The 24594-nt window shown below is 71.6% G+C and carries 28 protein-coding genes; 9 read left to right on the forward strand and 19 right to left on the reverse strand.

The annotated features are described in order from the left end of the window. Positions 1-59: 59 nt before the first annotated feature. Together OHA98_RS37165 and OHA98_RS37170 are read left to right on the forward strand one after the other, a co-directional pair. The gene (locus tag OHA98_RS37165; protein WP_266932222.1) at positions 60-1112 is read left to right on the forward strand and encodes an ATP-binding cassette domain-containing protein; all 1053 of its coding nucleotides are present in this window, start codon (positions 60-62) and stop codon (positions 1110-1112) included. After that, a complete protein-coding gene (locus OHA98_RS37170; RefSeq protein WP_266932224.1) occupies positions 1105-1878 on the forward strand; it encodes an ABC transporter permease in 774 nt (257 codons plus the stop codon). Before OHA98_RS37165 ends, OHA98_RS37170 begins: the two co-directional genes overlap by 8 nt. Positions 1879-1903: 25 nt before the next feature. Here the strand turns inward: OHA98_RS37170 and OHA98_RS37175 are convergent, their stop codons facing one another. Genes OHA98_RS37175 through OHA98_RS37185 form a run of 3 tightly spaced genes read right to left on the reverse strand, consistent with a single transcriptional unit; the run spans position 1904 to position 4938 of the window. Beyond that, positions 1904-3157, reverse strand: coding sequence for a GNAT family N-acetyltransferase (locus OHA98_RS37175; protein WP_266932226.1), 1254 nt, complete (start codon positions 3155-3157; stop codon positions 1904-1906). Between the two features lie 24 nt (positions 3158-3181). Then, a complete protein-coding gene (locus OHA98_RS37180; protein ID WP_266932228.1) occupies positions 3182-4174 on the reverse strand; it encodes an asparaginase in 993 nt (330 codons plus the stop codon). A 50-nt stretch (positions 4175-4224) separates the two neighbouring features. Then, positions 4225-4938: an ABC transporter substrate-binding protein gene (locus OHA98_RS37185; protein ID WP_266932230.1), complete on the reverse strand. Its 714-nt coding sequence runs from the start codon at positions 4936-4938 to the stop codon at positions 4225-4227. A 115-nt stretch (positions 4939-5053) separates the two neighbouring features. On the opposite strand from OHA98_RS37185, the gene dtd reads away from it, so the two are divergent. Beyond that, positions 5054-5503, forward strand: a complete 450-nt coding sequence (gene dtd / locus OHA98_RS37190; RefSeq protein ID WP_266932232.1) for a D-aminoacyl-tRNA deacylase — start codon at positions 5054-5056, stop codon at positions 5501-5503. A gap of 163 nt (positions 5504-5666) precedes the next feature. Here the strand turns inward: dtd and OHA98_RS37195 are convergent, their stop codons facing one another. The 6 genes from OHA98_RS37195 to OHA98_RS37220 all read right to left on the reverse strand — a co-directional run bounded on the left by OHA98_RS37195 (position 5667) and on the right by OHA98_RS37220 (position 10462). Next, the gene (locus OHA98_RS37195) at positions 5667-6632 is read right to left on the reverse strand and encodes a folate-binding protein YgfZ (RefSeq protein ID WP_266932234.1); all 966 of its coding nucleotides are present in this window, start codon (positions 6630-6632) and stop codon (positions 5667-5669) included. A 48-nt stretch (positions 6633-6680) separates the two neighbouring features. Further along, on the reverse strand, positions 6681-7199 hold the full coding sequence (locus OHA98_RS37200) for a Fur family transcriptional regulator (RefSeq protein WP_266932236.1): 519 nt from the start codon (positions 7197-7199) through the stop codon (positions 6681-6683). Positions 7200-7296: 97 nt separating this feature from the next. Further along, complete coding sequence (locus tag OHA98_RS37205; RefSeq protein WP_266932238.1) at positions 7297-7869, reverse strand: FABP family protein; 573 nt, start codon at positions 7867-7869, stop codon at positions 7297-7299. A 234-nt stretch (positions 7870-8103) separates the two neighbouring features. Continuing rightward, a complete protein-coding gene (locus OHA98_RS37210) occupies positions 8104-8982 on the reverse strand; it encodes a hypothetical protein (protein WP_266932240.1) in 879 nt (292 codons plus the stop codon). Beyond that, positions 8979-9758 carry a hypothetical protein gene (locus OHA98_RS37215; RefSeq protein ID WP_266932242.1) on the reverse strand — a complete coding sequence of 260 codons (780 nt, stop codon included), beginning with the start codon at positions 9756-9758 and terminating at the stop codon, positions 8979-8981. The genes OHA98_RS37210 and OHA98_RS37215 overlap by 4 nt, the downstream gene beginning before the upstream one ends. Beyond that, positions 9755-10462: a hypothetical protein gene (locus tag OHA98_RS37220; RefSeq protein WP_266932599.1), complete on the reverse strand. Its 708-nt coding sequence runs from the start codon at positions 10460-10462 to the stop codon at positions 9755-9757. The genes OHA98_RS37215 and OHA98_RS37220 overlap by 4 nt, the downstream gene beginning before the upstream one ends. Before the next feature lie 262 nt (positions 10463-10724). On the opposite strand from OHA98_RS37220, the gene OHA98_RS37225 reads away from it, so the two are divergent. After that, the gene (locus OHA98_RS37225) at positions 10725-11087 is read left to right on the forward strand and encodes a DsrE family protein (RefSeq protein WP_266932244.1); all 363 of its coding nucleotides are present in this window, start codon (positions 10725-10727) and stop codon (positions 11085-11087) included. Between the two features lie 28 nt (positions 11088-11115). On the opposite strand, the gene OHA98_RS37230 is transcribed toward OHA98_RS37225, so the two are convergent. The 8 genes from OHA98_RS37230 to OHA98_RS37260 all read right to left on the reverse strand — a co-directional run bounded on the left by OHA98_RS37230 (position 11116) and on the right by OHA98_RS37260 (position 17068). Continuing rightward, on the reverse strand, positions 11116-11376 hold the full coding sequence (locus tag OHA98_RS37230; RefSeq protein ID WP_266932246.1) for a DUF3099 domain-containing protein: 261 nt from the start codon (positions 11374-11376) through the stop codon (positions 11116-11118). A gap of 245 nt (positions 11377-11621) precedes the next feature. Next, positions 11622-11909 (reverse strand): DUF1416 domain-containing protein, encoded by a 288-nt coding sequence (locus OHA98_RS37235; protein ID WP_003968135.1) that lies wholly within the window; start codon positions 11907-11909, stop codon positions 11622-11624. 82 nt (positions 11910-11991) lie between these two features. Then, positions 11992-12831 carry a sulfurtransferase gene (locus OHA98_RS37240; protein ID WP_266932248.1) on the reverse strand — a complete coding sequence of 280 codons (840 nt, stop codon included), beginning with the start codon at positions 12829-12831 and terminating at the stop codon, positions 11992-11994. Positions 12832-12985: 154 nt separating this feature from the next. After that, positions 12986-13066, reverse strand: a complete 81-nt coding sequence (locus OHA98_RS43020) for a putative leader peptide (RefSeq protein WP_350310325.1) — start codon at positions 13064-13066, stop codon at positions 12986-12988. 349 nt (positions 13067-13415) lie between these two features. Next, entirely contained in the window at positions 13416-14105 is a 690-nt protein-coding gene (locus OHA98_RS37245; RefSeq protein ID WP_266932250.1) for a DUF2993 domain-containing protein, read from the reverse strand. Between the two features lie 140 nt (positions 14106-14245). Continuing rightward, the gene (locus OHA98_RS37250) at positions 14246-15754 is read right to left on the reverse strand and encodes a hypothetical protein (RefSeq protein ID WP_266932252.1); all 1509 of its coding nucleotides are present in this window, start codon (positions 15752-15754) and stop codon (positions 14246-14248) included. A gap of 10 nt (positions 15755-15764) precedes the next feature. Next, positions 15765-16019 (reverse strand): MoaD/ThiS family protein, encoded by a 255-nt coding sequence (locus OHA98_RS37255; protein WP_266932254.1) that lies wholly within the window; start codon positions 16017-16019, stop codon positions 15765-15767. A 41-nt stretch (positions 16020-16060) separates the two neighbouring features. Beyond that, positions 16061-17068 (reverse strand): alpha/beta hydrolase, encoded by a 1008-nt coding sequence (locus tag OHA98_RS37260; RefSeq protein WP_266932256.1) that lies wholly within the window; start codon positions 17066-17068, stop codon positions 16061-16063. A 273-nt stretch (positions 17069-17341) separates the two neighbouring features. Between OHA98_RS37260 and OHA98_RS37265 the strand changes: the two genes are divergently transcribed. The 5 genes from OHA98_RS37265 to OHA98_RS37285 all read left to right on the forward strand — a co-directional run bounded on the left by OHA98_RS37265 (position 17342) and on the right by OHA98_RS37285 (position 22824). Continuing rightward, positions 17342-18178, forward strand: a complete 837-nt coding sequence (locus OHA98_RS37265; protein ID WP_266932258.1) for a response regulator transcription factor — start codon at positions 17342-17344, stop codon at positions 18176-18178. Between the two features lie 24 nt (positions 18179-18202). After that, complete coding sequence (locus tag OHA98_RS37270; RefSeq protein ID WP_266932260.1) at positions 18203-19246, forward strand: LacI family DNA-binding transcriptional regulator; 1044 nt, start codon at positions 18203-18205, stop codon at positions 19244-19246. 207 nt (positions 19247-19453) lie between these two features. After that, on the forward strand, positions 19454-20506 hold the full coding sequence (locus OHA98_RS37275) for a S1C family serine protease (RefSeq protein ID WP_266932262.1): 1053 nt from the start codon (positions 19454-19456) through the stop codon (positions 20504-20506). Positions 20507-20671: 165 nt separating this feature from the next. Continuing rightward, positions 20672-21403, forward strand: a complete 732-nt coding sequence (locus tag OHA98_RS37280; protein WP_266932264.1) for a response regulator transcription factor — start codon at positions 20672-20674, stop codon at positions 21401-21403. Further along, complete coding sequence (locus OHA98_RS37285) at positions 21400-22824, forward strand: HAMP domain-containing sensor histidine kinase (RefSeq protein WP_266932266.1); 1425 nt, start codon at positions 21400-21402, stop codon at positions 22822-22824. Before OHA98_RS37280 ends, OHA98_RS37285 begins: the two co-directional genes overlap by 4 nt. Before the next feature lie 79 nt (positions 22825-22903). On the opposite strand, the gene OHA98_RS37290 is transcribed toward OHA98_RS37285, so the two are convergent. Together OHA98_RS37290 and OHA98_RS37295 are read right to left on the reverse strand one after the other, a co-directional pair. Beyond that, on the reverse strand, positions 22904-23806 hold the full coding sequence (locus OHA98_RS37290) for a phosphatidylinositol-specific phospholipase C (RefSeq protein ID WP_266932268.1): 903 nt from the start codon (positions 23804-23806) through the stop codon (positions 22904-22906). Positions 23807-23978: 172 nt separating this feature from the next. Continuing rightward, entirely contained in the window at positions 23979-24563 is a 585-nt protein-coding gene (locus OHA98_RS37295) for a GNAT family N-acetyltransferase (RefSeq protein WP_266932270.1), read from the reverse strand. Positions 24564-24594: the final 31 nt, after the last annotated feature.

Consider the following 24594-nt stretch of genomic DNA (forward strand, 5'->3'; position numbering starts at 1 on the left):
CCCCTGCCCCCCGCTTGACCACCATTCTAGTTTTGCGTAATGCTTACACAGTAACGCGTATGACATACACAGAAGGGGGACCGGCCATGATCGCCGAGAACAGCAGAAGCAGCAGAAGCAGCGGCGGGAGCACCGGGAACGGCGGCGCCCGCGGAAACCGCGCACCCGCCGGCTCACGGCCCGCCATCGAGGCCCACGGCCTCACCAAGTCCTACGGAAAACCCGCGGTACGGGTCCTGGACGGCATCGACCTGAGCGTCGAACGCTCCACCGTCCTCGCCCTGCTCGGCCCCAACGGCGCGGGCAAGACCACCACCGTGCGCATCCTCGCGACGCTCACCACCGCGGACTCCGGCACCGCCCGCGTGGCCGGGTACGACGTCGTCGCCGACCGCGCCCGGGTGCGCCGCACCATCAGCCTCACCGGGCAGTTCGCCGCCGTCGACGAGACACAGACCGGCGAGGAGAACCTGCGCATGATGGCCCGGCTGACCGGCCTCCCGCGCACCGCCGCACGGCACCGGGCCGAGGAACTCCTCGCCCGCTTCGACCTCACCGACGCGGCCCGCCGCCAGGCACGTACGTACTCCGGGGGCATGCGCCGCCGCCTCGACCTGGCGGCCGGGCTGGTCGGATCACCCGAGCCCGGCGTCTTCTTCCTCGACGAGCCCACGACCGGCCTCGACCCGCGCAGCCGTCAACAGCTCTGGCAGGTCGTGCGCGACCTCGCCGCCCGCGGCGCGACGGTCCTGCTCACCACGCAGTATCTGGAGGAGGCCGACCAGCTCGCGGACCGGATCGCCGTCCTGGACAAGGGCCGGATCGTCGCCGACGGCACCGCCGACACCCTCAAGTCGCGCGTCGCCGGGCACCGCCTCGACCTCGTCCTCACCAGCCACGAGGGCTACCTCCGGCTGGCCGGCCGGGCCGTGCACCACTCCCCCGGGACGCTCACCCTCGGGCTGCCCACCGACGGCACGGCGGCCCATGTCCGCGCCCTGCTCGACGAGATCGACCCCGCCGGCACCGAAGTGGCGCGCTTCAGCGTGCACAGCGCCACCCTCGACGACGTCTTCCTGGCCCTCACCACGGAGGTACCGGCCCATGTCTGACGCACCCGGAGTGCTCACCCACGCGGCGGTCATGAGCGCCCGCAGCCTGCGCGTCAGCCGCCGCAACATCGACGCCGTCATCACCTCGATGATGCTCCCGGTCATGCTGATGCTGATCTTCGTCTACTTCTTCGGCGGCGCGATCGACACGGGCGCGGACCACGGCCCGTACGTCATGTACGTCGTTCCCGGGGTCCTGCTCCTGTGCGCCGGCTTCGGCTCCGCCACCACGGCGGTGGCCGTCAGCGAGGACATGAAGGGCGGCATCATCGACCGGTTCCGCTCACTGGACGTGGGCGGTACGCCGGTGCTGGCCGGACATGTCGTGGCGAGCACCGTGCGCAACCTGGTCTCCACCACCCTGGTCTTCGGCGTCGCCGTACTGATCGGCTTCCGCCCGGCGGCCACCGGGGCGGGCTGGCTCGCCGTGGCCGCCGTACTCCTCGCGTACATCCTGGCGCTGTCCTGGATCTCGGCGGCGATCGGCCTGCTCGCCAGGACCCCGGAGGCGGCGGGCGGGTTCACGTTCTTCATGTCGTTCCTGCCGTACCCGAGCAGCGCGTTCGTCCCGATCGACTCGATGCCGGGCTGGCTGCGCGGCTTCGCCGACCACCAGCCGATCACCCCGGCCATCGAGTCCCTGCGCGGACTCCTGCTGAACCAGCCGGTGGGCAACGCCCCCTGGGTCGCACTGGCCTGGGCGGCGGGCATCCTGGTGGTGGCGGTGGGGCTCTCCGGGGTGCTGTTCAGGCTGCGGACCCGATGAGCCACAGGACGGAAGCCGCCCCGCCTCAGAAGCTGTCCGGGCACCACGGGCGCCGCGCCGTCCGCAGCGCGCGGTCCGCCGACCGGGCGGCGCCGGTGCGGTGCTCCTCGGCCCGGCCGAGCGCGACCAGCCGCTGGACCGACTCGTCACCCAGGTAGAGCGTGCCCAACTCCCGTACGTCCAGGGTCAGATCGGCGCTCCGCGTGGTGGGGGTGCAGCTCGCCCCGGACGGGGAGACCTCCAGCAGGAAGCGGCCCCCGGCCAGGCCCGCGGAGTCCTGGACGTCCAGCACCAGGCCCGCCTCGTCCTCGTAGCCACGGGCCTCCAGGGCGCGGACCACATCCAGGACACGCACCCACAGCCAGTCCACCTGGGTGACGATGCGGGCGGCGCGGGGGTCCGGGAGGAACAGGGGCAGCGGGTCATCGGGGGCGCGGAAGTCCGAGCGGACCGTGGTGATCCAGTCGATCGAGCAGATGAAGTGCCACAGCGCCCGCTCCGCCCGCGGGGTCACCGCGATCATTTCCTTCACCGTCGCCTTGTTCAACGGCTGCTTCGCGTCACCCCAGTTGGCGTCCGCGGTGTAGGCGGCAAGGCCGTCGACGGTGCCGTCGGCGGAACGGTGGAGCGCGTAGAACGGCTCGGTCCAGGCGGTGTGCGCGGAGGGGACCGTGCCCGTGTTGACCTCCCACCAGCGCTCGTCCCGGCTGACGGCACCGGGCCGGCGGGCCGCGAAGCGGGCATGCAGTTCGGGGCCCAGCTTGCGCACCTCCGCGCCGTCGATCAGCTCGATCCTGCCCCCGCCGTCCGCCTCGGACGGACCCGCCCAGCGGGGGTCCAGCCCGGCCCGCGGGACGTCGATCTCCCACTGGGTGGCCCAGGTCGCCGGACCGAACCCGTACCGCCCGTAGATCGGGTACTCGGCCGCTACCAGGGTCGCGACCACCTCGCCGCGCTCCTTCGCCGCCGCCAGGTCCGCGGCCATCATCCGGCTCAGCAGCCCGCGGCGGCGGTGCGTGGGCGTCACCGTGACCCCGCTGACCGCGTCGGCCGGCACCGTGGCGCCGCCGACGACGGTCAGTTCCTGGGCGAACGAGCGGAACGTCGCCACCCAGCGCCCGTCGTCGAACGCCCCCCGCACGCGGGACAGATCGGTGTGTGCCAGCCGGCCGGCGATCTCCTCCTCGGTCGCCTTCGCCGTACGGAGGAAACCGGTGGACACGGCGCGCAGCCAGTCGGGGTACTCGGACGCGGTGACAGTGCGGACCTCAAGGCTCATGCGCCCACGCTAGACACACGTCCGTCAGAATGTCGCGCGGATTTCGCCGACCTCCGCCGCCCCGCCCAGCAGCGGCGCCCGGCCGATCCGGGACACCACCGGAGCGTCGACGCCGAGCAGTTCGAGCGCGCGGGCCAGCACCGGGCCGAGCGCCCGCGTCGCACCGTCGTCGATCTTGAAGGCCAGCGCCCGGCCGTCCGCCAGCGCCACCGCCTGCACCGCCTCCGCGCCCATCTTCGAGAGCGTGCCCGGCACTTCGCGCATCAGCCAGGTGTCGGGACGCCGGGTGCCCGCGACGTACTCCGGGTGGGCGCGCATCGCGTCCGCGACCCGGCGCTCCGCCGTTCCCGGCTCCGCCAGCACGAACGACCGGAACGCCCGCGCCAGCCCGACCAGACCGATCGCCATCAGCGGCGCCCCGCAGCCGTCCGTACCGACCGCCGGGACGCTCTCGCCCGAGGCCTCCTCGACCACCTGGAGCACCAACCGCTGGAGCGGATGGGCGGGGTCGAGATACGTCTCGGTGTCCCAGCCGTTGAGCACACAGGCCGCCAGCATCGCCGCGTGCTTGCCGGAGCAGTTCATCGTGATCCGCTCGCGGACGTGACCGGCGGCGAGGTACGCCTCCGCCTCCACCGGGTCCAGCGGCAGGTCGGGCGGGGTCCGGAGGTCGTCGGTGCTCAGCCCGTGCTCGGCCAGCACCGTGCGTACGAGTGCGAGGTGGAAGTCCTCCCCGGAGTGGCTCGCGGCGGCCAGGGCCAGGCGCTCCCCGGACAGGTCGAGCCCGGCCCGCAGGATCGCGGCGGCCTGCATCGGTTTGTTGGACGAGCGCGGGAAGACCGGCGCGGCCGGATCGCCCCAGGTCCGCTCCACACTGCCGTCGGCGGCCAGCAGGACCAGCGAACCCCGGTGATGGCCCTCGACGAAACCGGACCGGACGACCTCGGCCAGCACGGGCGGGGCGGGAGCGGTGGCGGCTGTGGCGGCGGTGGCAGCGGTGGCGCCGGTGGACGTCATGGTGGGCCTTCCGGGGACGGGGGGCGGGACCCGTGCCCGGAAGGATCGCTTCAGGCGAGCAGGTCGTCTACTTGTGCTTCCCCGTCACGGTACCTGCGGGCGATCTCCGCGCTGCAATCGTCAGCGGTGCGCTGGAGCTGGTGACGACGACGGGAAACCTGCTGCTCATAGCGGACCAGCCGTCCCATCGCCGAGTGCAGTTCCTCGTCGGTCCGCGCGTCCAGATCGGACAGCTCGACCTCGGCGAGCGTCTCCGCGGCCAGCCGCCGGTACTCGTCGCTGCGCGGCGTGGTCAGCGTGACGTGCCGGGCGGAGGTGCGGTGCTGCGAGGGAGCGTCGGCCAGGATCTCCGAGAGCCGGTCCACCACCGGCGCCTCCGGGTCCCGGCGGCGGGCCAGCTCGGCCCGCAGGATGTCGATCCGGCCCTGTACCAGGCGGCGTACGTAGCTGAGGTCGGCCTCGTCGCGCTGCGCGTCACGGCGCAGGGTCCGCAGCTCCGGCAGCCGCAGCCCGCCGAAACCGGCCGGCACCCGCCCGGTGGCCGGCCCGTCCGCCCCGGGAACGGCCACGACCGGCGGCAGCAGGCCCTGTTCGGGTACGGACGCGGCGGCCGCGCCGCCCGGACCGGGCAGGCACAGTGGCGCGGGGCTCTGTCCTGACTGTCCTGACTGCCCCGGCAGGCTCCGTTGCACGGGTGGCCGCATGGTGCTGGCACGTGGCACCGGTACGGCCCCGGGAGATTGTCCGGCTCCATATGTACTCATGCTGTTCCGTCCCCTCGACCGGTGCGTCGGCACACCGACATCGTGCATCGTGCCACTTGGCGGGGTGCCCACGCAGGTGCTCTGTACCCGTTCAGCCCAAGATAGGTTGGTCTGTATGCGTGCAGTGGTACAGAGAGTGGACGGCGCGAGCGTCTCCGTGGCAGGCGCCGCGGACGGCTCGCCGGAGACCGGAATCGTCGGCGAGATCGTCGGCGAAGGACTGTGTGTGCTGGTCGGGGTCACCCACGGGGACACACCCGAGAAGGCGGCGCAGCTCGCCCGCAAGCTCTGGTCGGTGCGCATCCTGGAGGGCGAGAAGTCCTGTTCGGATGTGAATGCCCCCCTCCTGGTGATTTCGCAGTTCACTCTCTACGGGGACGCCCGGAAGGGCCGCCGGCCCACCTGGAACGCCGCCGCGCCCGGCGAGATCGCCGAGCCGCTGGTCGATGAGGTCGTGGCGCAGCTGCGGGCGCTCGGAGCACAGGTGGAGACGGGCCGGTTCGGCGCGGACATGCGCGTCTCGCTCACGAACCACGGGCCGTTCACGGTACTGATCGAGGTGTGACCGCGCGGCACGGCACGGCGCAGATCAGTACGGCGCGGCACAACTCGGTCGAGCCCGGCCCGGGTCAGCCTGGGCCCGGGTCAACTCGGCCCGGCTCGACTCGGCTCGGCTCAGCCCAGCTCGGCTTGGCTCGGCTCGGCTCGGCTCGGCCCGGCTTGGCGAACTACGGCTCGACGACCGTCTCCTGGGCCGCCGCCGTGTCCCCCGCGATCAGCTCCGCGTCCACCGCCACGTTCCGCTTCACCAGCGCCAGGGCGATCGGCCCCAGCTCGTGGTGCCGGGCCGAGGTGGTGATGAAGCCGAGCTGCCGGCCCTCCGCCCCGTCGGCCGCCAGCCGCACCGGCGTACCGTGTCCGGGCAGGTGCACCTCGCTGCCGTCCAGATGCAGGAAGACCAGCCGGCGCGGCGGCTTCCCCAGGTTCTGCACGCGGGCGACGGTCTCCTGGCCCCGGTAGCAGCCCTTCTGGAGGTGGACGGCGGAGCCGATCCAGCCCAGCTCGTGCGGGATGGTGCGGTGGTCGGTCTCGAAGCCGACGCGCGGGCGGTGCGCCTCGACGCGCAGTGCCTCGTACGCCAGGATGCCCGCGACCGGACCGTGGCCGGCCGCGTACTCCTCCAGATCGGCACGGGGCAGGAACAGGTCCCGGCCGTGCGGGGTCTCCCGTACGGCGATGCCCTCGGGCGCCTGGGCGATGGAACCGGCCGGCAGATGGACGACGGCGATGTCGTCGGTACGGTCGGCGACCTCGACCCGGTAGAAGAACTTCATCGAGTCCAGATAGGCGATGAGCTCGCCCTGTGTATCCGGCTCGACGTGCATCCAGACCCGCTCGCCGTCGTCGACCAGATACATCGCGTGTTCGATGTGCCCGTTCGAGGTCAGGATCAGCGCCTCGGTGGCCTGGCCGGGGGGGAGCTCGCTGACGTGCTGGGTGAGCAGCAGGTGCAGCCAGGCCAGCCGGTCGTCGCCGCTGACGGTGACGACGCCCCGGTGCGACAGGTCGACGAGACCGCTGCCGTCGGCGAGGGCTCGTTGTTCGCGGAACAGATCGCCGTAGTGCGCGGCGACACCTTCGTCGCGGCCCTCGGCGGGGACGGCGCCGGGCAGGGACAGCAGGGGGCTCTTCATGCGCCCAGCCTACGACCCGGCGGCGGGAAGCCGCCTCGGCCTTGAGCCCTAGGCCTTCTCGGCCCTGCCGGCGTTCTTGAGCTCGTCGGCCTTCCCGGCCCTGCCGGGCTCGTCGGCGTTCTCGGGCTTCTGTTCCGCCGCCCGCTGCGCCTTCGCCGCACAGCCGTCGCAACGGCCGAAGATCGCGAAGTGCTTCATGTCCGTCTCGAAGCCGAAGGTGTCCCTGAGCTTCGCGGTGAATTCCGCGACCACGTCGACATCCGCCTCGATGACGTCCGCGCAGTCCCGGCAGACCAGGTGGATGTGGTGGTGGCGGTCGGCCAGGTGGTACGTCGGGGCGCCGTGCCCGAGGTGGGCGTGGCTGACCAGTCCGAGCTCCTCCAGGAGCTCCAGGGTCCGGTACACGGTGGAGATGTTCACGCCCGACGCGGTCCGGCGCACCTCGCAGAGGATGTCGTCGGGCGTCGCGTGCTCCAGCGTGTCGACGGCCTCCAGGACAAGCTGGCGCTGAGGCGTCAGCCGGTAGCCACGCTGCCGAAGATCGGTCTTCCAGTCGGTGCTCACCACACGGCCAGTGTAGGTCCGGATGAGCACCTCCCCGCAGCCCCCGGGAACTGCCGGACTCGGGAACCGCCGTCCCCGGAACCGCCGTCCCTCCCCGGGACTACTTGAAGAACGCGATGCCGTCGTCGGGCATGTCCTCGAGGTTCCGCGCCATCTCGGCGACCTCTTCCGGCGTGACGACCTTCTTCAGGTGCGCCGACATGTAGGGGCGCAGCTCGACCTCGGGGGTCGCCTTCTCGCCGACCCACATCAGGTCGCTCTTCACATACCCGTAGAGCCGCTTCCCGCCGCTGTACGGGCCGGAGGCCGCCGTCCGGGCCACCGCGTCGGTGACCAGGTCGATCTGCGGCTTCTGGTCGGCCAGCTCGCCGTACCAGATCTCGACGATGCCCTGGTCACGGACCATGACGACCTCGACCTTGCGGTCCTTGTCGATGCGCCAGTAGCCGGACTCGGTCTCCAGCGGCCGGACCTGGTTGCCCTCGTCGTCGAGCACCCAGGTGTGCGAAACGTACTCCAGGAAGTCCCGGCCGTCGTGGCTGAAGGTGACCTCCTGGCCGAAGTTGCACTTCTCGGCACCGGGGAAGTCGGAAACCCCCGCGCCCGCCCAGTTGCCCAGGAGGAAGGCCAGCGGAACGAGGTCCGGGTGGAGGTCGGACGGAATCGAGATCATGGGCGTCTCAGACGATCTGTGAGGGAGCGGCGGAGTTCGACGAGGGTCAGCGCTGGCCCTGGTACAGCTTCTTCACGGTCACACCGGCGAAGGCGAGCACACCGACGCAGACCAGGACCAGCAGGGCGGAGAAGAATGCCTCAAGCACGGGGGCTCCTCGGAACGAGCGATATACGGCGGTACAGGGCCGGTCCCCAGCCTAATGGGTAGGGGACCGGCCCTCTCGTTCAGGTCTCAGCCGAGCAGCTGGTTCTGGAGTATCAGCGTCTGCTGGAACGGGACGCGCGCCGCCTCCTTCCCGCCCTTCCGGGTGTGGATGACCAGGGCGAGGGTGTCGCCCGCGACGGCGTACGACTGGCGTACGTGCTCACCGTCGGACGGGGCCTTCTCGGTGAACGTGTACGAGAGGACGCCCGGCACCACCGCTGTGGCGTCCCAGGTCTCGTCGAACTCCATCCCGTCGGTTCCGGCGAGCGGTGTACCGGCCTCGACGCCGATGCCCAGGTCGTCGCGCAGCTCGCCCGCGAAGGCTCCGGAGTTGAACTGGAGCAGATAGATCCGGGACGCGGTGCCGTCCGGCATGGTCCAGCCGCGGGCCGCGATGTGCCGCAGCGCGGAGTCCTTGATCAGCTGGGACACCTCGTCCCGCTTCCCCTTCTCGTACTCCGCGACGAACTGTCCGGTGGGGACCCAGTCCCCGGTCAGCTTCTTGTCCGGCACCGCTCCGGCCGGGGCGGGCAGCAGCAGCTCCCGCAGGTCGGCGTGGTGCACCTCGGCGGGGTTGCCGTCGCTGAAGGGGCGCAGCGCACCGGCCGGGAGCGCGGGCAGCGTCAGCTCGGGGTAGTCCCAGCGCCCGTCGCCCTCGGTGGCGAGCCCCGGTACGTCCGTGCGGTCCATCGCGGTGAGGCCGAGGGCCGTGCCGGTGCCGACCGAGCCGAGCACCAGCACGGCGGCGGTCCAGCGCGCCACGGCCCGCAGAACGCGGCGGGGGGCCTTGGGCCGCGGGTCCGGCCGGGGCACCTCCGCCTCCGCCTCGGTCTCCGCCGTCACCGCCTCCGCCTCCGCCGCCGTCACCGCCTTCGTCTCCGTCTCCGTCTCCGTCTGCTCGGTCATACGTACTCCCCCGGAGACTTGATGTGGTCGAGCTGGTCCTTCACGAGGGCGGCGACGTCGGACGTGCTGAACGGATCGGTGCCGCTCGCCGCGACCGTGACGAGCGCCTCCCCGTCGTACGCGAAGCAGAGCATCCCGTCGATCTTGTCCTTGTCCTTGTCCTTGTCCTTGGGCAGCCGGTAGCAGGCGGCCTTCTTGTGACCCTGGATCTTCGGGCCCTTCCGGAAGCTCCCGATGGCGTCCAGCAGCTCCGTCTGCCCCTCGTACATGTCGTGGACGGCCTTCGTGTCCCGCATCTTCGAGATCTGGATCTCGACGACGAGGTCGTTGGCCATCGACACGTACGAGCGCTGCGCGATGCCCTGGATGCGGAGGCGGTCGATGCGCTTGTCCAGCTCCCGGCGCTGCTTGCCCGCCAGACCGCGGCCCATCTCCTTCATCGCGGCCGTGGCCTTCTTGCCGCTTCTCTCGCTGTCGTTGCCGAACTCGGCGATGTCCGGGCCGAGCCGGTAGGCCCCGGGCACCGGCAGCAGCAGCTTGCTCAGCTCGGTGGTGGCCCGGCCCCGGTCGGCCCCGGCGGCCGGGTCCTTGCCGGGCTCGTCGCCGGTCTCCGCCCAGAGGGTCGTGGCGACGGTGCGGTCCGCGGTGTCCGCGGTGTTCTTGATGTACGCGCCGGCACCGCCGACCGCACCGAGGACCAGGACGAACGGCAGCACGGTGAGTATCAGCCGCCGGACCCTGGTGCCACGCCCGGAGGGGTTCGTCTCGTCGTTCACAGCCGCTCCAGCTGTCGCTCGGCCAGCTTCCGGATGTCCTTCTTGCTGATCGGCACGGTGTCGTACACATGGATGTCGACCACGATGTCGCCGCGCCGGGCCAGGGCTCTGGCCTTGTAGGACGGCAGGTAGCCCGCCTTCCGCTCGACGTCGTACACGTAGTACCGGCCCTCGCCGCTGCCCTTGATCGGATCGCCCTCGTTGCCCGCGCCCTCGCTCTCGGACGGCATGTACGACACCTGGCCGCTGAAGTACGCCTCGGCGCCCAGCAGCGCGGCGGAGCGGAACTGAACGAGGTTGACGAGCGTCTCCCGGTACTGTCCCTGCCGCCATGAGGCGGACGCGATCCGGCGGAGGTCGTCCCCCGCCAGCGTCTCGAACATGTAGTTCTCGGACTTGAAGGTCAGGGCGTACGTGTCGAGCGCGATCCAGCCGTCGTCGGCCCGCAGGCCCAGCCCGGCCTTCCCGGCCCCCTTGGGCCGGTCGATCAGCAGCTTGCGCAGATCGCCGTCCGTCCTGACCTGCCGGTCCTGCGCCACGGGAAGCGGGCCCGGGACCTTGTCGGCGGGCAGCGGTTTCGCCGGGTAGCCGAGACCCGGCTGCGACAGTGCGGCCAGCGGCGTCGGGGCGCGCTCGGCCTGGATCCCGTAGCCGACGGCGGCACCTCCGGCGATGCCGAGCAGCGCGGCGGCGGCGATGAGCAGCGTCGTACGGCCGCGTGGACGCCGCCGTACGGGGCTGTCGGGAACAGTGGAATCAGCAAGAACTGCGGGTACAGCGGGAACTGCGGGTACAGCGGGAGCGACGGGGGCGGAAGGTGGCTCCGCCGGAACGTCGGGAATGGTGTCGTTCAGTTCCAAAAGGGGTCCCCCCACGAGACCTGAGGCGCAGATTCCGAATACTGCGCACACAGCTGACCCACAGGTGCAGGGGGAGGTTGCACGCACTCCGATTACAGTTCGGCATATGCCGAAGAAGCTCGTGATCAAGGTGACCGCAGGGGCCGAATCCGCCGAGCGCTGCTCCCAGGCCTTCACCGTGGCGGCCGTGGCCGTCGCCAGTGGTGTGGAGGTCTCGCTGTGGCTGACCGGGGAGTCCTCGTGGTTCGCCCTGCCCGGTCGCGCCGCCGAGTTCGAACTGCCGCACGCCGCGCCGCTCCCCGACCTGCTCGACTCGATCCTGGCGGGCGGGCGCGTCACGCTCTGCACGCAGTGCGCGACGCGGCGCGACCTCACCGAGAAGGACCTGCTGGAGGGCGTACGGATCGCGGGCGCCCAGGTCTTCGTACAGGAAGCCATGGCCGACGACACCCAGGCCCTCGTCTACTGAGGGCTCCCCCGTCCGCCGGAAGGCATTCCTACCGGCGGCGCTTCTTGCCGTCGAGCTCGTCCCACCACTCGTCGGACTTCGGGTCGCCGGACGGGTCGTCCCACCAACGGTCCTCCGGGCCGCGCCGGTTCGCCACCATCGCCGCGACCGGCGGGATGACCATGGCGACGAAGCACATCCCGATGGCTACCGGCATCGACCAGAGGCGTACGACGGCCCAGGCGGAGACGAAGAGGACGATGCATCCGCCCATCATCAGGAAATAGCCGCGACGGCGCCGGGCGTACATACCTCCAGCGTAGGTCCGGTTCCGTGCGCGGCCCAGAGCGCGTGCGCGGCCCGGAGCGCGCGTACCCGGGCCGCGCACCGGGTACGGCCACCGGCCACCGGACGGCGCGAAGGGCCGCACCCCTGCTCAGGTGGCGTCCAACCCCCTGGGGTGCGGCCCTTCGGCCGGTCCTGCGTCGCGCGTTGTACGCCGCGCGTGCGTCGCGCGGTGCGTGCGTCGCGTCTGCCGGAACTAGGGCGTGTGTCCTAGACGGCGATCGCGACCTCGGAGAGGCCACCGGTCTGCGCCACGACCGTACGGTCGGCGCTGCCGCCCGGGACCAGGGCGCGAAGCGTCCAGGTGCCCTCGGCCGCGTAGAAGCGGAACTGTCCGGTCGCCGAGGTCGGGACCTCGGCGGTGAACTCGCCGGTCGAGTCCAGCAGACGGACGTAACCGGTGACGGGCTCGCCGTCACGGGTCACGCTGCCCTGGATGGTGGTCTCACCGGGCTTGATCGTCGAAGCGTCGGGGCCGCCGGCCTGTGCTCCACACATGGTGTTCTGTCCTTCTGGTCGAAGTCCTGCTGATCGGTCGAGCGGTCCCGCGGAAACCGTGTCGCGGAACTGCGCTGCGGTACTACTTGGCGGCGCCGAGCTCGATCGGCACGCCGACGAGGGAGCCGTACTCGGTCCACGAACCGTCGTAGTTCTTGACATTCTCCTGGCCGAGCAGCTCGTGCAGCACGAACCAGGTGAGCGCGGAGCGCTCACCGATGCGGCAGTACGCGATGGTGTCCTTCGCCAGGTCGACCTTCTCGGCCTCGTAGAGGGCCTTGAGCTCGTCGTCCGACTTGAAGGTGCCGTCGTCGTTGGCGTTCTTCGACCACGGGATGTTGCGGGCGCTCGGCACGTGGCCGGGGCGCTGCGACTGCTCCTGCGGGAGGTGGGCCGGGGCGAGCAGCTTGCCGCTGAACTCGTCGGGCGACCGCACGTCGACCAGGTTCAGGCTGCCGATGGCCGCCACGACGTCGTCGCGGTAGGCGCGGATCGACTCGTCCTGCGGCTTGGCCTTGTACGAGGTGGCCGGGCGGGCCGGAACGGTGTCGACCAGGTCGCGGGAGTCGAGCTCCCACTTCTTGCGGCCGCCGTCGAGAAGCTTGACGTTCTCGTGGCCGTACAGCTTGAAGTACCAGTACGCGTACGAGGCGAACCAGTTGTTGTTGCCGCCGTACAGGACGACGAGCGTGTCGTTCGCGATGCCCTTCTCGGACAGGAGCTTCTCGAAGCCGGCCTGGTCGACGAAGTCACGGCGGACCGGGTCCTGGAGGTCCTTGGTCCAGTCGATCCGGATCGCGTTCCTGATGTGGTTCTTCTCGTAGGCCGAGGTGTCCTCGTCGACCTCGACGATGGCGACCTTCGGGTCGTCGATGTGGGCCTCGACCCAGTCGGCGTCTACCAGGACGTCACTGCGGCTCATGTGTTCTCCTCCGGGGCAGTCTGCGGCGGGGTGATGCGGAGTGCGGGCGCGGGGTGTACGCGCAGATGCGCGGAGCGGGGCGCGTACGTAGCACTGGCTCGGCCCTGACGGTGGTCCGAGGGCCGGGGAAAGCAGAACGCTGAAGACGTCCCGCTCAGAAGGTGCGACAGAGCATGGCGGCGACGCGGCACAGGTCTACTGCCCGCCGCTTCGTGAGATCCGCCTGTCGCTTCATGCGTCCGATCGTAGGGAGGTACGGGCGGAGATGTCACCGTCGTGTCAAATTATGAGACGGGATCGTCCGTGATGCGAGACTCCGGAGCGATGGCCGACGGCCGAGGACGGGGCGCCGGCGACGTGGGTGCCGGGTTCATCTGAGGACCGGACGTGACCGTCTCAGTATTTGGATCAGGGACCTGGAGCAGGGATCAGAGACCTGGAGCAGGGATCGGGGATCGGGAATCCGCATCAGGGATGCGGCAGGGCCGGGGCGTGCGCCGCCACCGCCCGGCGACCGGCCGCCGGGCGCATCGCCCCTCCGCCTCCCGGACCACTTCCCCGCCGCCCTCGGGCCCGGGGCCGTGTCAGCCGGCGAGGGCCACGTTCGAACCGGTCACCGAGATCTCCAGGCCGTCGGGGGTGACCTCGATCTTCTCCAGCTTCAGACCGTCCGGCAGCCCGCCGATGTTCCGCTCGAAGTCGGTCTTGCCGCGCACGATGTCCTCCAGGCCGGGGATGCCCTCACCCGGGACCTTGTCCGCGTGCACCCGGATGGTCCGGCCGTCGACGAGGGTGACGGTGGAGAGCACGCTGCGCGAGAGCGGGCGGCCGAGGATGTCGACCGTGCCGGTGACCTTCACCTTGCCCTTGCCGCCGTACTCGACGGCGACGCCCTCGTTGGCCGCGGAGGTCAGGTCCTGGTAGCTGACGACCGCCGTGCCCGTGGCGCGGGCGGCCGTCGCGCTGGAGTAGCCGGGGCCGATCCTCACGTCGAGCAGTTGGGCCCGCATCTCACTGATCCGGATCACCCGGCCGCCCGCGCTGGTGGTGATGCCGGTGAGGCCGACATCCACCCGGTCGAGCCGCGAACCGGCGATCTGCGTCAGGAACGGGAAACCCTTGATCGAGACGTCCGTGGAGCCCGCGCTGCCCCCGCTGATCCGGACCCGGCCCTCGGCCTCCGACTCCGCGAAGTACACCGCGGCACGGTCGACGGCGACGAAGACGCCGCCCAGCACCACCAGGACGATCAGCAGTATTCGCAGTGCTCGCATGCCCGTTGCTCCCCCACCCTGACCCGACCGGGCCCCCGTGGGGCCCGACCGGCCCCTGGGCCCGTGAGCCTACTGCGGCCGCACGGGACACCCGGGGTGATCGACGATCAGAAACCCCCGATCGGTTCCCACTTCGGGCCTCAGCCGATCACACGGCCGATCAGATACACGGCGGGAGCGGCAGCGGTGAGCGGCAGCGCCACTCCAGCCGTCATGTGGACGAACCGGGACGGGTAGTCGTAGCTCGCCACCCGCAGCCCGATCAGCGCGCAGACGCCCGCCGCGAGCCCGAGGAACGCGCCCTTCGCCCCGAAGTCCGTGAAGCCGCCCATCACGGCACCGGCCCCCGCGGCGGCGAGCAGCGCCATCACGGCCGACGCCGCACCGGGCAGCGGCAGCGCCCTGACGAGCACCGCGGCCGCGACCGCCACCCCGCCCACCGTCACGGCGTCCGGGACGGCCGCCAGATGCCCGCCGGCGAGCACGGCGAGGGCGGCCGACACGAGCGTGGCCATCAGCCCGTACATCCGCTCGTCGGCCCCCGCGTGGCTGCGCAGTTGCAGGACGACCGTGAGCAGCACCCAGATGCCCAGGGTGCCCAGGAGCGCGCCGGGGCCGTTCTCCCGGCCCGCCGCGAGCAGGGCCACATCGGCGGCGAGCCCGCCGGCGAAGGCGAGCGCGATGCCCTGGCGGGCCGGCCACATCCCGTTGAGCCGGAACCATCCGGCGGCCGTCACGGCCTGGAGCAGCACCAGGGGGACGAGCAGGGCGTACGGGCCGATCGCGGCACCGAGGGAAAGCAGCAGACCGAGCCCGGCGGTGATCGCCGCGGGCTGCATGCCCGGCGCGATGATCGGCGAGCGCCCTTCGGCGCGGGCCCGCTGGGCGTCGGTGATCCGGCTGTTGCCGAGGGTGGTGGGCGCGCTGAACCCGGAGGCGTCGAGCGCCGCCGAGGACGCGGCAGCCGGTGCGGGGGCGGACGCGGGCGCCGTACGGGAGGTGTCCGGCACCTCGGGCGGCAGCGGATACGAGCCCGAGGCGCCCTGCGGCGGCGGATACGCGGCATCGGCGGCGTACGGCGCCGGGGCTGCGACCGGGTGCTGCACGGGCTGCTGGACCGGGTGCTGCTGCACGGGCTGCTGGACCTGGTGCTGCGCGGGCTGCTGGTGTGCCGGGGGTTGTACGGGCTGCTGGACCTGGTGCTGCACGGGCTGCTGGTGTGCCGGGGGCTGCACGGGCTGCCGCACCGGCTGGATCGTCGGCTGGTACTGGGTGTCCCAGGTCGGCGCCTGCCAGGTCTGCGTCGCCCCCTGGTCGAAGGCCCCCGGTTCCGACTGCCCCGTCGGCCAGGGGGACGAGGCGTCGTACGGAGCGGCCTGATCACCGTACGGCTGCTGCGGCTGCCCGTGGGCGGGGTCGCCGTACGCCGGAGCACCGTAGGACTGACCGTCGTACCGCTGAGGCTGCTCCCCCGCGTACGGCCGGCCGTACGACTGGTCAGCGTGGGCCTGGTCCCCGTAGGACTGGCCGTACGGCTGCTCCGCGTAGGACTGATCCCCGTAGGCCTGCTCACCGTAGGCCTGCCCGTACGGCTGCTCACCGTACGGCTGCGGATACTGCTGATCGCTGTTGCTACTGCTGCTGCTCATGGTCTGCGGTTCACCCTCCTGCGAACGGCGGGAGCACCTCGACCGTGCCGCCCTCGGCAAGCCGTACGGTCTCATGGCCGCGGGTCCCGACGGGGTCACCGTCGATCAGGAACGAACACCTTTGCAGTACCCGGGTCAGCTCGCCGGGGTGCCGTTCGCGCACCGCGGCGAGTGCCTCGGCGAGTGTCGCCGCCGCGTACGGTTCCTCCGCCGTCCCCGCGGCTGCCTTGGCCGCAGCCCAGTAACGGATCGTCCCCGTCGCCATGGCGCCACCCCTTTCGTCGTGCGTCAGCTGTCCATGATGGGTCACGTGGCGGCCGCCCAGTCGGCGATGCGCGTGAGCAGCGTCTCGTCGGACGCGTTCTCCGCGTGCCCCATCCCCCGCTCCAGCCACAGGTCCGCGCCGCCCTCCCCGGCGGCTTCGGCGAGCATCCGCGGGTGGTCGAGCGGGAAGTACGGGTCCTGGTCGCCGTGCACGATCAGCAGCGGGGCGGGCGCGATCAGCGGGACCGCGCCGACCGGGGAGAGCGGTACGGGGTCCCAGTCCTCGTCGGCGATACGGGTACGGAATCCGTACCGGCCCACGAGCCTGCCCGTGGGACGGGTGACCACCCAGTGCAGACGGCGCATCGGGGCCGTACCCCGGTAGTACCAGCGCGCGGGAGCACTCACCGCGACCACCGCGTCGGCGTGCGCCTCCGCGTGCCCCTCCGCGTGCCCCTCTGCGTGCCTCTCAAGCGCTGGTACCTGACACTCCGCACACTCCGCCGCTCGAACAGCCGTACTGTCGCGTATCAGATTCTGGACGGAATCCCGGGGCGAATCCCGGACGGATTTTCCGGCCGGATCCGCCGTATACAGCGCACCGTGCCGGAGCACCACGGAGCCGCCCATGGAGAACCCGACCGTGATGATCCGCCGATGCCCCAGCGAGCGCGCCCAGGCCACCGCGGCGGCCAGATCCAGCACCTCGCGATCACCCACGGTCGAACGCCCGCCGGACCTTCCATGGCCCCGGAAAGAGAACGTGATCACGGCCGCACGCTGGGAGAACACCCGTGCCGCCCGGCGCACGGCCGGGCGGTCCAGATGGCCGGTGAACCCATGTGCGACGACCATCGCGGTATCGGTCCGCGCGCCGTTCCCGGCCCTGGTCCCGGCCCCGCTCCCGGCCGCCCCGGCACCCGCCGTACACGGTTCGTACACCGCTTCGAGGGGGACCCCGTCATCGGTCAGCAATGTGGCGCGAAGGGGGTTCGGCGTGAGGAAGGAAACAGAAGAACTCAGGAATCGGCCCTCGGACACAGAACTCATGTGGGCTATTCTGCTGCGAACAGGATCCGGGCAAAGCAGCCCCCGGGTCCTTTTGTGCTTTCCGCGTGTTGTTACGGAGACGTTTCGACAAGCTCAGCGGTCCCAGGGCGCGGGACCGCATCCGTAAAGCCGCATGACCGTACGAAGCAGTGCCGCATACTCCCCCGGGTCCGACCCGGGAGTGCCCCTCTCGCAGGGAACGAGGAGGACCGACGTAATGGGCGAGCGAACCGTGCAAGACGATCGACCGACTGACCAGGCAGGTGGGCGGCGATGAGTTCACTGCTGCTTCTCACGAATGCACTCCAGCCGTCGACGGAGGTGCTCCCCGCCCTCGGCCTCCTGCTGCACAGCGTGCGGGTGGCCCCCGCCGAGGGCCCCGCTCTCGTCGACACCCCCGGTGCCGATGTCATCCTCATCGACGGGCGCCGCGATCTTCCGCAGGTGCGGTCGCTCTGTCAGCTGCTGCGGTCCACCGGACCCGGCTGTCCGCTGATCCTCGTGGTCACGGAAGGCGGTCTCGCCGCCGTCACCGCCGACTGGGGCATCGACGACGTCCTGCTGGACACGGCCGGCCCGGCGGAGGTCGAGGCGCGGCTGCGGCTGGCCACCGGGCGGCAGCAGATCACCTCCGACGACTCCCCGATGGAGATCCGCAACGGGGACCTCTCGGTCGACGAGGCGACGTACAGCGCCAAGCTGAAGGGCCGGGTCCTGGACCTGACCTTCAAGGAATTCGAGCTGCTCAAGTACCTCGCCCAGCACCCGGGCCGCGTCTTCACCCGCGCCCAGCTGCTCCAGGAGGTCTGGGGGTACGACTACTTCGGCGGTACGCGGACCGTCGACGTCCATGTACGACGGCTGCGCGCCAAGCTCGGCCCCGAGCACGAGTCGCTGATCGGCACCGTGCGCAATGTCGGCTACCGCTTCGTCGCCCCGGAGAAGGTGGAGCGGGCCGCCGCCGAGGAGGCGAAGGCCCAGGAGGCGAAGGACCGGGCGGCGAGGATCCGGGCGGCGGTTTCGGCGGCCGACGGACCCGTAGCCCGTTCGGGGCAGTCCCACGATTCCGAGGCCGGGAAAGAAGCCCCGGTCCGAGCTGCCAAGAGGTAGGTCCATCCGCGTAGACTGCCGCGCGTGGCCAAGGTGACGCGGGACGATGTGGCGAGACTGGCGGGGACGTCGACCGCGGTCGTCAGCTACGTCATCAACAACGGACCCAGGCCGGTCGCCCCGGCCACGCGCGAGCGGGTACTCGCAGCGATCAAGGAGCTGGGCTACCGGCCCGACCGGGTCGCCCAGGCGATGGCCTCGCGGCGGACCGACCTCATAGGCATGATCGTGCCGGACGCGCGCCAGCCGTTCTTCGCGGAGATGGCGCACGCGGTCGAACAGGCCGCCGCCGAACGCGGGAAGATGGTCCTCGTCGGCAACTCCGACTACCGCGACGAACGCGAGGTCCACTATCTGCGGGCCTTCCTCGGCATGCGCGTCTCCGGGCTGATCCTGGTCAGCCAGGGCCCCAGCGAGCGGGCCGCCGCCGAGATAGAGGCCTGGGACGCCCGTGTCGTCCTGCTCCACGAGCGGCCCGAGGCGATCGACGACGTCGCGGTCGTCACGGACGACGTCGGCGGCGCACAGCTCGCCACCCGGCATCTGCTGGAGCACGGCAACGCGTACGTGGCCTGCCTCGGCGGCACCGAGTCGACCCCGGCGGTGGGCGACCCGGTCGCCGACCACGTCGAGGGCTGGCGGCGGGCGATGCACGAGTCGGGGCGCTCGACGGAGGGCCGGCTGTTCCAGGCCCCGTACAACCGGTACGACGCCTACGAGGTGGCGCTCGGGCTGCTGTCCGGGCCCGACCGGCCCCCGGCGATCTTCTGCGCGACGGACGACCAGGCCATCGGGGTGCTGCGGGCGGCCCGTGAGCTGCGGATCGATGTGCCCGGGGAGCTGGCGGTCGCGGGCTTCGACGACGTGAAGGAAGCCGGTCTGACCGACCCGCCGCTGACGACCGTCCACTCGGACCGTCCCGCGATGGCGCGAGCGGCCGTGGACCTGGTGCTCGACGACTCGCTGCGGGTCTCGGGCTCACGCCGGGAGCGGCTGAAGCAGTTCCCGTCGGCGCTGGTCGTGCGGCGCTCGTGCGGGTGCGGCGAGCCGGCAGCGGGAGACCGCTGAGGCCGTGCCCCGGCGGGATTCCGCACTGCGGGGGCCGCTGAGACTGTCCGCGCCGCGGGGAGCCGCTGAAGCTGTCCGTGCGCTGCGGTGGCAGGGTGGTTGCGCCGGCGTGCGCCCGGCGGCCTTTATTTGGGACATACGAGGTTCTGCCGGGCTTCTCAGGACGTACTCAGCCTCTTCTCATGTTCGCTGGCCACTCTCGTAGACATGACCGAGAGCAACCGCCCGAGCGGCGAGTACCCGACGTACCACTCGTACCCCTCGTACGGCGACGGCGCGACGTCCTACCCGCCGCCGCCCTCCTACGAGCCGGGCGGCGAGCCCGGCGGCGCACCCGGCGACTCCGGCCGGCCGGGGCGTGCCGCGCGCCGGGCGCGGCGGCCCGTCGCGCTGCTGGTGGCGGTGGCGATCGCCGCGGGGGCGGTCGGCGGCGGCAGCGCGGCCCTGATCGGGCAGCTCACCGACAGCGGGCCGAACGGCTCCGGCTCCTCCGGCTCCGTCAACGGCACCACCGTCTCGCAGAGCAGCGCGGGCACCGTCTCCGGCGTCGCGGCGGCCGTCTCCCCGGCGATCGTCGAGATCGGCGCGGCCTCGACGGCGGGCCAGTCCACCGGCTCCGGTGTGGTCATCACGTCCGACGGCGAGATCATCACCAACAACCACGTCATCTCCGGCGCCTCCCAGATCGAGGTGACCCTCTCCACCGGCAGGACGTACACGGCCGATGTGGTCGGCACCGATGCCGACAAGGACCTCGCGCTCATCAAGCTCAACGGCGCGAGCGGACTGAAGACGGCCACGCTCGGCGACTCCTCCTCGGTGAAGGTCGGCGACCAGGTCGTGGCGATCGGCTCCCCCGAGGGCCTGACCGGCACCGTCACCAGCGGCATCGTCTCCGCGCTCGACCGCGATGTCACCGTGGCCAAGGACGAGGACTACGGCCAGGGTCAGCAGCAGCGCGGCGGCACCGGCCAGTGGCCGTTCGAGTTCGGCGGGCAGCAGTTCAACGGGGACACGGGCAGCTCGAAGACCACGTACAAGGCGCTCCAGACCGACGCCTCGCTCAACCCCGGCAATTCCGGCGGTGCGCTGATCAACATGAACGGCGAGATCATCGGCATCAACTCCGCGATGTACTCCCCGAGTTCGGCGAGCAGCGCGGGAAGCTCCGGCGCGGGCAGCGTGGGCCTCGGCTTCGCCATCCCGGTCGACACGGTCAAGGCCGACCTCGACACGCTGCGGGCGGGCAACGGTTCCTGACGCGCTCCGCGAGCCGCACCGCCCCGGATACGCCCGAACACCCCGGATGCGTCGTACACCCCGGATACTTTCCCTATCAGGTACCGGACATTCCGGAGCCGGGCACCAGGTACCGCACCAGGTGCCACGTCGGGCCGGAACGAAACGAACAGAGGACGAGCAGCGATGAGCCACGCCGAAGACGATCCGCAGCGCATCCTGATCGTCGACGACGAGCCCGCCGTGCGCGAGGCCCTGCAGCGCAGCCTCGCGTTCGAGGGGTACGGCACCGAGGTCGCCGTGGACGGCTACGACGCGCTCACCAAGGCGGAGGCGTACGCCCCCGACCTGATCGTGCTGGACATCCAGATGCCCCGGATGGACGGACTCACCGCCGCCCGCCGCATCAGGTCCACCGGCACCACCACGCCCATCCTCATGCTCACCGCCCGCGACACGGTCGGCGACCGGGTCACCGGCCTGGACGCGGGTGCCGACGACTACCTGGTCAAGCCCTTCGAACTGGACGAGCTCCTCGCCCGTATCCGGGCCCTGCTGCGCCGCAGCTCCTACGCGGCCGCGGCGGGCGCGGACGTCACCGACAACGACGTCCTGGCCTTCGCCGACCTGCGGATGGACCTGGCCACCCGCGAGGTCACCCGCGGCACCCGCCGGGTCGAACTGACCCGCACCGAGTTCACGCTCCTGGAGATGTTCCTGGCCCACCCGCGCCAGGTGCTCACCCGGGAGCAGATCCTCAAGGCGGTCTGGGGCTTCGACTTCGAACCCAGCTCCAACTCCCTGGACGTGTACGTGATGTACCTGCGCCGCAAGACGGAAGCGGGCGGCGAACCGCGCCTGGTCCACACGGTACGGGGCGTGGGATACGCGCTGCGCTCCGGCGGCGGTGAGGGGTGACGGGCCTGGTGCGCCGGTTCCGGGCGCTTCCGCTGCGTTCCCGGCTGGCGCTGCTGGTCGCGACGGCGGTGGCGGTGGCGGTGGCCGCGGTGGCGGCGTCGTGCTGGTTCGTGACGAAGGCCCAGCTGGAGAGCCAGCTCGACAACTCGCTGCGCAGCGCCAAGATGGACAACGACAAGATGCGGGACCTGCTGACCGCGTGCCTGAGCGGCGGCAAGCTGCCCGCCCAGGAGTTCCCGGGGCAGTACACCGTGCAGCTCGTCGCGGCGAACGGCACCTACTGCCCGGCCCCGAACACCACGCCGATCCCCGCCCAGCCCGGCGACATCGCCGTGGCGGCCGGACGGGTGCACGACATCCTGCACACGACCGAGAACGACGACGGCGCGGACATGCGCGTCTACACCAGCAAGCTGCCCGTGGTCGGGGCCGGCTCGGCGGGCAACCAGCTCGCCGTCTCCGTCGCCCGCCCGCTGAGCGAGGTCACCGCGCCTCTCTCCACCCTCGCCTGGGTCCTCGTCGTCGTCTCCGGCATCGGTGTCCTCGGGGCGGGCGCGGCGGGGCTCTGGGTCGCCAGGTCCGGGCTGCGCCCGGTCGACGAGCTGACCGAGGCCGTGGAGCACGTGGCACGGACCGAGGACCTCACGGTGCGCATCCCGGTCGAGGGCGAGGACGAGATCGCCCGCCTGTCCCGCTCCTTCAACTCCATGACCGCCTCGCTCGCCACCTCCCGCGACCTCCAGGCCCGGCTGATCGCGGACGCGGGCCACGAGCTGCGGACACCGCTGACCTCTCTCCGTACGAACGTCGAACTGCTCGCCCGCAGCGACGAGACCGGCCGGGCGATCCCGCCGGGCGACCGCAAGGCCCTGATGACCTCGGTCAAGGCGCAGATGGCGGAGCTGGCCTCCCTCATCGGCGACCTCCAGGAACTGGCCCGCCCCGACGCCGCCCAGCCCGGCCGGCTCGAAGTGGTGGCCCTGCACGACATCACCCGCGCCGCCCTGCGACGGGCCAGGCTGCGCGGCCCCGAGCTGACGATCACGTCGGAGCTGGCCCCCTGGTACGTACGGGCGGAACCGGCCGCCCTGGAGCGGGCGGTCGTCAACGTCCTGGACAACGCGGTGAAGTTCAGCCCGCCCCGCGCCACGATCGATGTGGTGCTGCACCGCGGCGAGCTGACGGTACGGGACCGCGGCCCCGGCATCCCCGCCGAGGAACTCCCCCACGTCTTCGAACGCTTCTGGCGCTCCCCCTCGGCCCGCCAGCTCCCCGGCTCGGGCCTGGGCCTGTCGATCGTGGCCCGCACGGTCCAGCAGGCGGGCGGCGAGATCACCCTGAGCCCGCCCCCGGACAACGGCCCCGGCACGGTCGCCGCCATCCGCCTGCCGGGCGCACCGCAACCGCCTCCGGAGCTCTGACCGGGGGGCGGCTCAGGGGCGTCGGCTCAGGGGCGTCGGCGGAATTCGGCGGCCGCAACGCCCGCCCCCTCAGGCCCCCTCAGGCCCCCGGGTTGTGCCGGATCAGGGATTCGACCAGGCCGGAGCGGGTCGCGGGGAAGTCCAGCGGGACGATGCCGAGGCCCGTCCAGCCCGCGGTCCCCGAGCCGTCGAGGAAGGAGTGCACCTGCGGGTTGAGCCGGTCGGCGTTCCAGCGGGGCGGCATCAGGGCGGCGGTGCTCACATAGTTCATGAACAGCTTGCCCGGCTGCTCGGCCGCCTTCCGGAACTGGGCCTCGATCTTCGGGTACTTCCCGAACGGCTCGGCCATGTAGTCGTCCTGGATGTCGAAGACCTGCGGATCGGCGTACCTGACCCCGGGCAGCCCGCCGTTGTCGGCGAGCAGCACCACCTTGCCGCGCGCCTCGCCCAGCGTGGGCAGCGTGGAATCGAGGCGGAACAGCGGCCGCCAGCCCTTGGTGTCGAGGTAGAGGTCGAAGACGCGCCGGAACGCGGCGTCGCTCTCCTCCGAGTACTCCTGCTTGACCCGCATCAGCACGGTCTCGCCCGGCCGTTCGGCCAGGAAGTCCCAGCACGCGCCGAGGACGTCCCCGAACATCAGGTTCTGGAACGACGCCCCGTGGTGGATGGCGAACGAGTCCCCGGTGATCCGGCAGCGCACATCGAGGAACCGGATGCCGCTGTTCAACTGCTCGGCGATCGTCGTGTTCTGGCACTCGGTCCAGGGCCCGCCGTACCGGGCGCCGGAGTCGTGCGAGCCCGGGATCGTGAGGCGCTGGAGTGCGGTCGCGTCGGGGATGGAGCCCATCCAGTCCTGCGGAGTGCGAGCCGTACGGGTCGTACGCGTCCCGGCGACGGCGGGCGCGACCCCGACGAGGGCGGTGGCGGAGACGGCGAGGGCGCCGGCCAGGAAGTTCCTGCGGGTACCGGTGTACGGGCTCATGCGGAAGGGCCTCCGTGTGCCGTGTGGGTGAGCAGCCCCCGAATTATGACGGGTGCACGTCACCAGAGGAACAGGGCGGGAGCGCCGCGGCCCGGCCACCCGGACATCCCGGCGCGGGAGAACCCCCAGCCGGCGCGGGGGCGAGCCGATCGACACGCCGCAGGCGACGCCGTCACGCGTGGCCGACCTCGTTCCCGGCCGCGCCGGATGGCCGCACCTCGTCCCGGCCCCGCGTCGGCGCTCCGTCGCCCCAGGAGATCTCGTAGTACGTCACCCGCTCGTCCGCCCCGACCCGCCGCATCCCGGCGGCAGCCATGACGTGCTGGGACGCGGTGTTGCCGTGGTCGGCGTCGCCCTTCACCCGGGCGGCGATGCCGCTCGTACGCGCGTACTCCAGCAGCGCGCGCAGCGCCTCGGAGGCGTAGCCCTTGCCCCGAACCGCGGGAACAAGGCCGTAGCCGATCGTGACGCTGCCGGATTCGTCGGCGGGCCCGTGGAAATCCACACCGCCGATGGCCACCCCGTCGTCGCGCCGCCGGATCTCGTACGCACCCGGATGCCGGACGACCCCGTCCTCCGTGCGGGAGCCCAGGAACTTCCTGGCTGCGGAGACGTCCCCGTCCATGGGGTACCCCTCCGCCCAGCCGGCCCGCGCACCGGGCCCGTTCCGCCCCTCGGATCCGGCCGCCAGCAGTTCCCGGGCCTCGTCGTCGCTCAGCGGATGGAGTATGAGCCGCGCTGTTTCAAGATCCGTCATGTCCTGCCGCCTTCAGGTCGGGCTCCTGGTG

The sequence above is a fragment of the Streptomyces sp. NBC_00654 genome, assembly GCF_026341775.1.
GTDB lineage: Bacteria > Actinomycetota > Actinomycetes > Streptomycetales > Streptomycetaceae > Streptomyces.